This is a genomic window from Hyphobacterium sp., from assembly GCF_965228115.1.
Taxonomy (GTDB): Bacteria; Pseudomonadota; Alphaproteobacteria; order Caulobacterales; family Maricaulaceae; genus Hyphobacterium.
Genome location: NZ_OZ245794.1, coordinates 1,697,123 through 1,706,439, shown reverse-complemented (window position 1 = coordinate 1,706,439; position 9,317 = coordinate 1,697,123). Strand labels below are relative to the sequence as shown.

Below are 9,317 nucleotides of genomic sequence, written 5' to 3'. Positions count from 1 at the left end.
AAGGTGGCGTGAATGTGGCGCTGCTGCATGCCGCATTTCTTGCCAAATCCGTCAGGCTGGCGCAGTCTGGCGAGAAGGGGGTGTCCCATGAAAATGCGTGTTCTTTTTCGTCTTCTGGCGGTTGCCGGTGCACTTGGCGTGGCGGGTTGCGTTGCGATTTATGAAGGCCGTCCGGCAACCTGCGAAGGAGAAGGCCCGGGAGATGCGAACTGGCCCTACTGCACCGGCAGTGAGCCGGATAATCGCGACCCGATCGACTGGCCGGAAGAGTTTTGATCCGATGAATGCCAGCTGACCGGCGGTTTCAGCCTGGCCTCAGCTCTTACCTGATTAAGTGGTCTCCGCAGAAAACGGGGAGGTCCTTATGGATCTGACGTCAATCTTGATGCTCGCGGGCGTTTCGGCCGGACTTGCGTTGATGATCGGCGGCGCCGTCCGCCTGTTCGGGTCTCAATGGCTCTTCACGATGGTCCGGCGCGGCCTTGGCCTGGCGATCCGGCGGCGTGGACTGATGACGGGCCTGTTAGGCGGCGTCGCCTCAGCCGGGCTGGCAACAGCAAGCGCCACGGGGCTCGAACCGCCGGCTTTCACCGATGCTGTCAGCTGGCTGCAAGTCCAATTTGAACCCTTTGCCACGACCGCACAGCAGGGCGAATCGCTTCCAGATTAAACCTGATCCTCATCTGCGTGGATAAATTCAAAGCCCATGCCGCCACCGCCATAGCTGCCATCGGCATAATGATCGGCCCGGTCATTGAACCAGTCGGTCAGATGTTCAAACAGGACGGCGAAAAAATCCTGTAGCCGTTCGTCTTCGACCGGCAGGCGGAATGAGAAATCGCGGCCGCCAATGATCGACACATCCAGATCCGGCCCCTGTTTTTCTGCCGCCAGCACGATGCGGATCCAATCCCCGGTGTCCGAGACCCGGACCGCTAGCCCGAACTTGATCGGGGCAAGCGGCAGAAAGCCCTTGCCCGAGACTGAAAACGCGCCCGACCCGTGATCAACCGGGGCAAACGGCCCTTCGGCCGGAACCAGAAAGACACATTTCTTTCCACTTCCAAGATAGCGGCAAAATCCGGTGGATACCTTCTCGGCAAGGGATCGGACGAGCGCATAATTGTCGAGACTGGCTTCGCCATATCGCGCTGCCGCTGCGGCCAGCCTGTCAAACCGGGGGGTATCCGCCATTGGCGTCTCCTCTTTGTCTCAAACTCACGCTAACCTCCACTGAACCGGTTGGGGAGAGGCGAAATGCGCACTTTGGTGATATTGGCAGTATTGATTGCAGCCGGCTGCTCGAATGGCGGTCCGGACTGGAACACCCGTTCGGGCGGCGCGCCGCTTGTGATCGCGCATCGCGGGGCGAGCGGCGATTTGCCGGAACATACGCTGGAAGCCTATGCGCTGGCGATTGAACAGGGCGCGGATGTGATCGAACCGGACCTGGTGGTCACCGCCGATGGTGTGCTGGTTGTGCGCCATGATCCGTTTCTGTCCGCATCGACCAATGTCGCCGAGGTCGAGGAGTTCGCTAACCGCCGCCGGGAGGTGAATGGCCGGTCGGACTGGTGGGTGTTTGACTTCACCGCTGAAGAGCTGGGTCGGCTTCGTGCTACGCAACCGCAACCCAATCGGGATCAATCCTTCAATGGGCAATATCGCATTCCAACCTTCGAGGAGTTTCTGACCTTCATTGATGAGGCCGAAGCGGACTGTGATTGCGTGATCCCGATCGAGCCGGAAGTGAAATGGCCGGAACAGTTCGCGGCGATGGGGCTGGACCCGTTGCCGATCTTTAATCAGACGCTTCTCGATTTTGGCCTGTTCGATGCGGATGCGCCGGTTGTGGTGCAATCCTTTGATGCCGGATTCCTGATCCGCATGAATGCCGTGACGCCGCTGACCCTCGCCATGTTGTATTCGTCGCCCGATGAGCCGGGCTATGACATGAACGGGTACCCGCTCGATGCTGTGGCGCAATTTGCGGATGGGTTGGGCGCGAACAAGGCGCTGCTTTTGAACCCGAATGGAAGTTCGACCGGTCTATTGGAACAAGCCCATGCGCTGGGTCTGGATGTGCATGTCTGGACGGTACGCGATGATCGCGAACCTCATGTGGGTGAAACCGTCGAGGACGAGCTGCGGGCGCTTTATGCGCTGGGCGTGGATGCGGTGTTCACCGACTATCCGGCGACGGCTGTGCGCGTGCGCGATGACATGTAAGGCAAAAGAAAACGGCCACCGGTTTCCCGATGGCCGCTTCCGCAAACGATAAACGTCCGCGATTACTCTGCGTATTGCAGGTTCACCGCTTTGGGACCCTTGCCGCGCTTGTCCGGCTCGGTGTCGAACGTGACCTTCTGGCCATCTTCCAGACCCGGCAGGCCCGAAGCATTGACGGCAGAGATGTGAACGAACACATCGGCGCTGCCCTCGTCCGGGGTGATGAAGCCGAAGCCTTTGGAGTGGTTGAAGAATTTGACCGTACCTGTGGCCATGATAGAGGACCTTCCTCGAAACGCTGTGCGTCCACAGCATTCGCAAAGTGCCCTGCCAGCGTCCCGGCAAGACGATGCACATGCTCAATCGGGGAAAGTCGGAAGTCTTATGGGCTCGAAATTCAAGCCGCGGATATAAAACAGTCTGTATTTCCGCCGGGCCTGAACAGGCCGCCCGTGCGCGTGCTATATGCCTGAATTCCACCCCGAGTGCAATCGGAGATACAAGATGCCCGAATCCCCCCGCCGACGTGGCTTTCTTGACCGTCATCAGCGGGTGCGGATTGAACGCGCCCGCAAATCCCGGGAGGGCATCAGTCCAACCGCCATGATGCGGCTGGCCGGCCTGGTTGCCGCGGTGCTGATCGGGCTGGCCGTGTTTGTGGGATTTGATTCAGAGCGCATGGAGTCGCAGTGGATTCAAAACCTCTCCGGGCTGGACGGAATTACCCGCCCGGTCTTTCTAGGCGGCTCGCTGCTGGAATGGATCATTATCGCCATTGTGGCGCTCTATGCGGTCTGGGCGCTGTACCGATCGGCGCGGGGGCAAAACAATCCGGACGATGAGGATCCGGCCAATGGCTAGCGCTTGCGACCCGGCTTGACATCAATCAGCCAGAGGCCCGCGAAAATTGCCACATTCAGGGCAATGCCGATAAGGTGCCAGACTTCCATCGTGTGCTTTTTTAAAACCTGCGCTCTGTGCCGGATAGGGGGACAGACCCTACTCCTTTGCCTCGTCATCTGATTTCTGCACCGAGCTGTTGGCCTCAAGTTCACTGATCGTCTTTTCGCGCAGGCCAAGCGCGAAATAGAGAATACCCCCGATCAAACCTGCGAGGATAAGAATGAGCAGCAGAAACAGGATGACGTCCAGCATGGGCCTCCCCATATGGTGGCAATCGCGTATAAGCGACGCGGATAACGAGACGTAGAGGTAATTCGATGGGATTGAAAGTCGCGGTTCTGGGGGCGACGGGCGCAGTTGGCAAGGAAATGCTGACCATTCTCGAAGAGCGCCTGTTTCCGGCTGATGAGATGCATGCGCTGGCCAGCCGCAAATCGCTGGGTGTTGAAGTGTCGTATGGCGACCGGGATCTGAAGATCAAGGATGCTGAAACCTTCGACTATTCCAGGGTTGACCTCGTCCTGATGTCGGCCGGTGCGGATATTTCACGCCAGATGGCGCCGAAAATTGCCGCGGCCGGGGCGATGGTGGTGGATAATTCCTCCGCCTTCCGCATGGATCCCGACGTGCCGCTGGTGGTGCCGGAAGTGAATCCGGACGCGCTTGATCAGGCCAAGACCAAACGCATCGTCGCCAATCCGAACTGTTCGACCATTCAGATGATGGTCGCCTTCAAACCGCTTCATGATCTGGCGACCATCAAGCGGGCGTCGGTCTCTACCTATCAATCGGTGTCCGGAGCCGGGCAGGCGGCGATGGACGAGTTGTGGACGCAAACCCGGGGCATTTTCGTCAATGACCCGGTCGAGAAAGACGCGTTCTCCAAGCAGATCGCCTTCAACGTCATTCCGCGCATTGGCGATTTGCTGAAAGGCGGGGTGACGGCCGAAGAACAGAAAATGGTCGATGAGACGCAGAAAATCCTCGACCCGGCCATTAAAGTCATCGCCAGCTGTGCCCGTGTGCCGGTTTTCGTGGGTCATGGCATCAACGCCCATGTCGAGTTTGAAATGCCGATTTCCGCCAAGGAGGCACGCGACCTGTTGCGGGAATCGCCGGGCCTGATGCTCGTCGATAATCGCGAAGATGATGGTTTCGTCACGCCGGCGGAAAGCGTCGGCGAGTTTGCCGTCTTTGTCTCCCGCGTGCGGGAGGACCCGACCGTTGCGCATGGGCTGGCCATGTGGATTGTCTCCGACAATCTGCGCAAGGGCGCGGCGCTGAATGCGGTGCAGATCGCTGAAGCGCTGAATAATCGGGGACTGATCGGATGAGCCTGCCAGAACCGCAACGCCTGAAATCGGGAGACATAGAGCTGTCCGTTCTGATCGACGGGCCGGAAGACGGCGTGCCCTTGCTGCTCATTCATGGCTGGCCGGAGCTCTCCTATTCCTGGAAGCCGATCTGGGAGCATATGGTGAAGGCCGGGTTCCGGGTGATCGCGCCGGATCTGAAAGGGTTTGGCGGCAGTGAGGCGCCGGACGATCCGGATCAGTACGGCATTGATGACATGACGGCGGATCTGACCGGTCTTCTCGATACGCTGGGCATCGAAAAGGCGGTCTGGTGCGGGCATGACTGGGGCGGCATTATTATGTGGCAGGCCGCCTGTCTGGTGCCGGAGCGGTTCCTGGGCGCGATTGGTGTGAACACGCCGCACCTGCCGCGACCGTCTACGCCGCCCTCTGATGCTTTCCTGCTGATGGGCGGGGAGGATCATTATATCCTGCAATTCCAGGACGCGGATAAGGTGAAGGCGGCGTTTGAGGGCAAGGAAGACGCGTTTTTCAACTATATCTTCGCCAAGCCGCCCCCTGCGGAAGCGCTCGATAGCCTTTTTCCGGGCATCACCCACATCATCAAGAATTTCGCCAAGCATCCGGGGCGTTCGGAAGACGAGCTGGTGGTCGGTGCCAAAGATCGCGCGGTCTATGCCAAGGCCTATGCGAAGACCGGGGCCGTGACGCCCACCCATGTCTACCGCAATTTTGACCGCAACTGGGAGCGCATGGGCGGGGTGGATCACCGTCTGTCCATGCCCTGCCTGATGGTCGCGGCGGATGCCGATTTCATGTTGCCGCCGCTCTTGATGCAATGGATGCCGGCGCTGTGCTCGGATCTGGAATCCCATGTGCTGGAAGGGTGTGGTCACTGGACGATGTGGGAACGTCCCGACGAGCTTTCTGCCCTCATTGAAGAATGGGTGAAGCGGCGGTTCGGGTAAGGTTTTTCTTTTCGTCATTCCGGGGCGCACAAAGTGCGTGCTCGGAACCCATGCTGGAAACTGAACGTTACGGAATGGGTCCCGGACAAGGCTTACGCCTTTCCGGGATGACGCATTTAACCAAGCATAACACCCCCGCCGGCCTTGGCCGCGAGGTTTGAAACAGTAGAGGCAGCGCGCGGGAGGGATCTCGCAAGCCGTTCGTCGAATTGTTTAGTGGGTGGCTTATGAGGCCTCCCGCGCGGGATGTCTTATCGCCTGTCCGGGACCGCTTAGGGTATGGCTTCAACCAGCCCGCCGAACCGCATGAGTGTGTTTCCACCTCAACCGATGGCCGGTTTCTCCAGAGTCGCTGTCCGCTGTTTTCTTCCCGGACTCGTCTGAAGACCTAATTCCATCCTCATGTCCTGCAAGGGTGTCCCGTACGCCTCCGTTCATCCGGAGACGCCGCGCGCCCAGGCGCTCTTTCATGGGCTCGGTTCGTTACACCGCCCCCACTCGAGGCATCCCCCTCTCACCCGAACTCACAGACGGCCTGCAGCCCGCTGCTCCATAAGGTGTGAGGTGGGAACATTGTACGTGGGAATGAGAGGGCGAGAATAAGTTTGGGTTATCCCTACAAACACCCGTAAACCGCATTGATTAGCCTGACTGCGCGCGGATCGCCCGCGAGCGTTTCGCGAAGGCGGTTGGGGGTATAGCTTCCGGAGATATGCCGGACCGGATCGGCAAAACCGCAAGACCCACCTAGCCCGTAATGGCCTACGCAGAGCGGTTCCGGGCCATAATGACCGCTGTCCCGATTGCGCATCACGCCTATGCCAAAGGAAAGGTCAAAAGGCAAAACGCGATCTTCGCCTGAAACCTGTTCTGTCATGATCTCGGTCACGGTGTCCGGGGATAAGAGCGCCTCATTTCCCAACCGGCCTTCATTCGCGAACACGCCCATCAGCGTGGCAATAGAGGCTGCATTGCCATGGCCATTGGCGGCGGGAAATTCGGCCTTGCGCCATTCCACGGCTCCGCGGCGGCCCGGGCTGGACCAGGGCTTTACAAAAGCCAGCTCTTTGATCGTATTCATCTTGCCGAGATGCGGTGGTTTCGGCGGCAGGCGGTGTTCGGCGATGCGGTCATGTTCGCTTTCCGGCGTGCCAACGAAAAAATCGATCCCGTGCGGGCCACAAATGTCTTCTTTCAGGATCTCGCCAATGGTGCGGCCATCCGTGCGCCGCGCGATGGCGTCCGCCATCGTCCCAAAGGTTAGCGGGTGATAGCCCGTGCCTTGTCCCAGCGGCCAGAGCGGGGCTTGCTCGGCAAGTTTCTGCTCGATCAGCTCGCGATCAAACCAGTCGGTGGCCTCCATGGGTTCGGCGATGCCGGACAGGCCCGCCTGATGCGAGAGCGCCTGCGCGATGGTGACGTCCGCCTTGCCGTTCTGCGCAAAGGCGGGCCAGTGATCCGCGACTTTGTCGGTGAAAGCAAAGGCGCCCTGATCCTTGAGCCAGCCCATGACCAGCGCTGTGATCGCCTTGCCGGTGGAAAAGACCGGCACAATCGTGTCCGCTGACCAGTCGGCTTCGCGCTTGTTCGAGGTCCAGCCCGCATAAAGATCGATAACGCGCTTGCCCTCGATCTCGATGGCAAAGGCGCCGCCGATATCATCCGTACCGTCCCAGAGGGAGGCAAACACCTCTTCAACGGGTTCAAAACCGGGCGCCACCTGGCCCTTGATTTCTGGAGTCTGGGTCATGGCGGCGGAGCTACGCTGTCAGCGGCGTTAAATCAATCTTCGCGTCAGGATGACGCCTATGGGTGCGCGCTGAAATATCCGGAAGCTCGAAGGCGTTCCAGGCGCACGCTTTCAGCGCCACATCCAGCGTATTGGTGACGGCTGTTTCAAACGCGTCACCCGGCGCGGTGCCCGTGATGAGCTCGCCGAGCAATTCGGCGGTCAAAAAATCGCCTGTGCCATTGGGCAGGTTTTCCAGCTCTTTGTGCGCGGCCAGGACAGCCTGTCCGGCGGCGTGATAGGCGGTGCCGAACCGATCGCCGAAGCGGGCCGACGTCATGAAGGTGACCGGTGCGGTTTGTGCTGCGGCGTCAATGAACCCGCCCGGTGTCGAGACATCCTCCCCGCTCAGCCAGGCCAGCTCGAACGCGTTGGGCGTGATGATGTCCGCCAATGGCACCAGCAGATCGCGGATCGCGGCGGCCACGTCCTCTTTCACATAAAGACTGCCCGCATCCCCCAGGATGGGATCGACCACGATGCGGACCTGATTTGAAAAGGCATGAATGTCGCCGCGTGTGCGCGGGGCTTTGCGGATTTCCTCAATCGCCGCAGCGGCAATCTCGACCTGCGCCACGCTGGCGAAATATCCGGTCAGAACCGCATCAAACAGGCCGAAAACGCCATGCGCGGCGATGCCTTCCAGCATAGATCCGAACTGTTCCACCGGGACCGGTCCGCCCCCCGGTGCGCCATGGCCGGGGTGACGGCCCATCAACGTGGTGGGCACGAAGGTAGTATCAATGCCGCGCGCCTCAAAGGCCGATTGGCTGACCCGGCCACCCACCCGGCTTCCGGCGACAAAAGAGGAGAGAATCAGGACGTGCGGCATGTGCCCATGTTATAGGCGCGGGCATGACAGACCAGTCCCCGATTCGCCCGATCCGATCGTCCCTGTTTGTGCCGGGTTCGCGCCCGCGTGCGATTGAAAAAGCCGTGGGCTTGCGCGCGGATATGCTGATCCTCGATCTGGAAGATGCCGCCGGTCCGGAGGAGAAAGCCGGGGCCCGGATGCGCGTGCCCGAAGCGATGGCGCACTGGGCGGAGTGCTATGCCCTGCGGGCGGTGCGGATCAATGCCATCGGCACGGGTCTGGAAGCCGAGGATGCGAAAGCGGCGTCTGACGCGGAAGCCATCGTGGTGCCGAAAGTCGAGGGTGTTTCTGATCTGAGAGCCGCCCGCGCGTTCCTGCCTGAAGACCAGCCGATCTGGGCGATGATTGAAACCCCGCTGGCGCTGTTTCATCTGCGCGAGATGGGCGAGGTAGCGTCTGAGCTGGGTGTCACCGGCCTGATTGCCGGAACGAATGATCTTGGCAAGCTTTTGAAAACACAAGGCCGCGCGCCGCTGGAACCCTATCTGGCGCAGATTGTGGCCGCGGCGCGCGCCTATGATCTGACCCCGCTGGACGGGGTCTATAACGCCTACAAAGACGAGACCGGGTTTCTGGAAGAGGCTCAATCTGGAAAGGCGATGGGCTTTGCTGGCAAGACGCTGATCCACCCGTCTCAGGTGTCCGGGACCAATTCCGCCTTTGGTCCGAGCAAAGACGAGTTCGACCGGGCGAAACGCCTGATTGCCGCGTTCGAATTGCCGGAAAACCGGGAGAAGGGCGCGATCCCGTTCGAAGGCACAATGGCCGAACGCCTGCATCTGGCCGAGGCCGAAGCGATTTTAAAACAGGTTGAGGACACAAAATGACATTGACGCTCTGGCACAATCCGCGCTGCCGGAAATCCCGCGAAGCCAAGCAATTGCTGGACGATAAGGGTGTGGAATTTGAGGTGCGGGAATATCTCAATGAAGTCCCGACCGTGGAAGAGTTGCGGGTGGTGCTGGCCAAGCTGGGCTTTGACACGGCCCGCGACTGGATGCGCACCAAGGAAGCCGATTACCGCGCGCTGTCCTTGAAAGATGAGACCGACGAGACGAAGCTCCTGGAAGCCATGGTCTCACATCCCAAGCTGATCGAACGCCCGGTGCTGATCTCCGACGACAAGGCCGCGCTGGGCCGTCCACCGGAGAAGGTATTGGGGATTTTGTAGCCGGTGCTCTTTCCCCTCCCCCCTTGTGGGGAGGGGTAGGGGTGGGGGTTCGCCTGTTTCATGCTAA

13 protein-coding genes are annotated in these 9,317 nt (G+C 60.0%); 8 read left to right on the top strand and 5 right to left on the bottom strand.

The features are described 5' to 3' along the window. The first annotated feature begins 87 nt into the window (after positions 1-87). Together ACO079_RS08880 and ACO079_RS08875 are read left to right on the top strand one after the other, a co-directional pair. A complete protein-coding gene (locus ACO079_RS08880) occupies positions 88-276 on the top strand; it encodes a hypothetical protein (protein WP_421789371.1) in 189 nt (62 codons plus the stop codon). A gap of 88 nt (positions 277-364) precedes the next feature. Beyond that, entirely contained in the window at positions 365-670 is a 306-nt protein-coding gene (locus ACO079_RS08875) for a hypothetical protein (RefSeq protein WP_421789369.1), read from the top strand. Here ACO079_RS08875 and ACO079_RS08870 read toward each other — a convergent pair. Further along, the gene (locus ACO079_RS08870) at positions 667-1,194 is read right to left on the bottom strand and encodes a hypothetical protein (RefSeq protein WP_421789368.1); all 528 of its coding nucleotides are present in this window, start codon (positions 1,192-1,194) and stop codon (positions 667-669) included. The two genes, ACO079_RS08875 and ACO079_RS08870, sit on opposite strands and share 4 nt — an antisense overlap. A gap of 63 nt (positions 1,195-1,257) precedes the next feature. Here ACO079_RS08870 and ACO079_RS08865 point away from each other — a divergent pair, with 63 nt between their 5' ends. After that, positions 1,258-2,229 carry a glycerophosphodiester phosphodiesterase family protein gene (locus ACO079_RS08865; RefSeq protein WP_421789366.1) on the top strand — a complete coding sequence of 324 codons (972 nt, stop codon included), beginning with the start codon at positions 1,258-1,260 and terminating at the stop codon, positions 2,227-2,229. A 62-nt stretch (positions 2,230-2,291) separates the two neighbouring features. Here the strand turns inward: ACO079_RS08865 and ACO079_RS08860 are convergent, their stop codons facing one another. After that, positions 2,292-2,507, bottom strand: coding sequence for a cold-shock protein (locus tag ACO079_RS08860; RefSeq protein WP_420435037.1), 216 nt, complete (start codon positions 2,505-2,507; stop codon positions 2,292-2,294). Positions 2,508-2,733: 226 nt separating this feature from the next. Between ACO079_RS08860 and ACO079_RS08855 the strand changes: the two genes are divergently transcribed. Further along, positions 2,734-3,090, top strand: coding sequence for a hypothetical protein (locus ACO079_RS08855; RefSeq protein ID WP_421789365.1), 357 nt, complete (start codon positions 2,734-2,736; stop codon positions 3,088-3,090). Between the two features lie 138 nt (positions 3,091-3,228). Here ACO079_RS08855 and ACO079_RS08850 read toward each other — a convergent pair whose 3' ends face one another. Then, on the bottom strand, positions 3,229-3,384 hold the full coding sequence (locus ACO079_RS08850) for a hypothetical protein (RefSeq protein WP_421789363.1): 156 nt from the start codon (positions 3,382-3,384) through the stop codon (positions 3,229-3,231). A gap of 65 nt (positions 3,385-3,449) precedes the next feature. Here ACO079_RS08850 and ACO079_RS08845 point away from each other — a divergent pair, with 65 nt between their 5' ends. Further along, positions 3,450-4,466: an aspartate-semialdehyde dehydrogenase gene (locus ACO079_RS08845; protein ID WP_421789361.1), complete on the top strand. Its 1,017-nt coding sequence runs from the start codon at positions 3,450-3,452 to the stop codon at positions 4,464-4,466. Next, on the top strand, positions 4,463-5,416 hold the full coding sequence (locus tag ACO079_RS08840; RefSeq protein ID WP_421789359.1) for an alpha/beta fold hydrolase: 954 nt from the start codon (positions 4,463-4,465) through the stop codon (positions 5,414-5,416). Before ACO079_RS08845 ends, ACO079_RS08840 begins: the two co-directional genes overlap by 4 nt. 616 nt (positions 5,417-6,032) lie before the next feature. On the opposite strand, the gene ACO079_RS08835 is transcribed toward ACO079_RS08840, so the two are convergent. Next, positions 6,033-7,166 (bottom strand): serine hydrolase domain-containing protein, encoded by a 1,134-nt coding sequence (locus tag ACO079_RS08835; protein ID WP_421789357.1) that lies wholly within the window; start codon positions 7,164-7,166, stop codon positions 6,033-6,035. Positions 7,167-7,176: 10 nt separating this feature from the next. Then, complete coding sequence (locus ACO079_RS08830; protein WP_421789355.1) at positions 7,177-8,037, bottom strand: bifunctional hydroxymethylpyrimidine kinase/phosphomethylpyrimidine kinase; 861 nt, start codon at positions 8,035-8,037, stop codon at positions 7,177-7,179. A 23-nt stretch (positions 8,038-8,060) separates the two neighbouring features. Between ACO079_RS08830 and ACO079_RS08825 the strand changes: the two genes are divergently transcribed. Then, complete coding sequence (locus ACO079_RS08825; RefSeq protein WP_421789353.1) at positions 8,061-8,906, top strand: HpcH/HpaI aldolase/citrate lyase family protein; 846 nt, start codon at positions 8,061-8,063, stop codon at positions 8,904-8,906. Continuing rightward, the gene (gene arsC / locus ACO079_RS08820) at positions 8,903-9,250 is read left to right on the top strand and encodes an arsenate reductase (glutaredoxin) (RefSeq protein ID WP_421789351.1); all 348 of its coding nucleotides are present in this window, start codon (positions 8,903-8,905) and stop codon (positions 9,248-9,250) included. The genes ACO079_RS08825 and arsC overlap by 4 nt, the downstream gene beginning before the upstream one ends. The last annotated feature ends 67 nt before the right edge of the window (positions 9,251-9,317 follow it).

What these genes read in the sequence shown, in the direction of transcription:
- ACO079_RS08870 (WP_421789368.1), bottom strand. Translation starts at nt 1,194, where the DNA reads ATGGCGGATACCCCCCGGTTTGACAGGCTGGCCGCAGCGGCAGCGCGA.
- ACO079_RS08850 (WP_421789363.1), bottom strand. Translation starts at nt 3,384, where the DNA reads ATGCTGGACGTCATCCTGTTTCTGCTGCTCATTCTTATCCTCGCAGGT.
- ACO079_RS08835 (WP_421789357.1), bottom strand. Translation starts at nt 7,166, where the DNA reads ATGACCCAGACTCCAGAAATCAAGGGCCAGGTGGCGCCCGGTTTTGAA.
- ACO079_RS08875 (WP_421789369.1), top strand. Translation starts at nt 365, where the DNA reads ATGGATCTGACGTCAATCTTGATGCTCGCGGGCGTTTCGGCCGGACTT.
- ACO079_RS08855 (WP_421789365.1), top strand. Translation starts at nt 2,734, where the DNA reads ATGCCCGAATCCCCCCGCCGACGTGGCTTTCTTGACCGTCATCAGCGG.
- ACO079_RS08865 (WP_421789366.1), top strand. Translation starts at nt 1,258, where the DNA reads ATGCGCACTTTGGTGATATTGGCAGTATTGATTGCAGCCGGCTGCTCG.
- ACO079_RS08840 (WP_421789359.1), top strand. Translation starts at nt 4,463, where the DNA reads ATGAGCCTGCCAGAACCGCAACGCCTGAAATCGGGAGACATAGAGCTG.
- ACO079_RS08825 (WP_421789353.1), top strand. Translation starts at nt 8,061, where the DNA reads ATGACAGACCAGTCCCCGATTCGCCCGATCCGATCGTCCCTGTTTGTG.
- ACO079_RS08845 (WP_421789361.1), top strand. Translation starts at nt 3,450, where the DNA reads ATGGGATTGAAAGTCGCGGTTCTGGGGGCGACGGGCGCAGTTGGCAAG.
- ACO079_RS08830 (WP_421789355.1), bottom strand. Translation starts at nt 8,037, where the DNA reads ATGCCGCACGTCCTGATTCTCTCCTCTTTTGTCGCCGGAAGCCGGGTG.
- arsC (WP_421789351.1), top strand. Translation starts at nt 8,903, where the DNA reads ATGACATTGACGCTCTGGCACAATCCGCGCTGCCGGAAATCCCGCGAA.
- ACO079_RS08880 (WP_421789371.1), top strand. Translation starts at nt 88, where the DNA reads ATGAAAATGCGTGTTCTTTTTCGTCTTCTGGCGGTTGCCGGTGCACTT.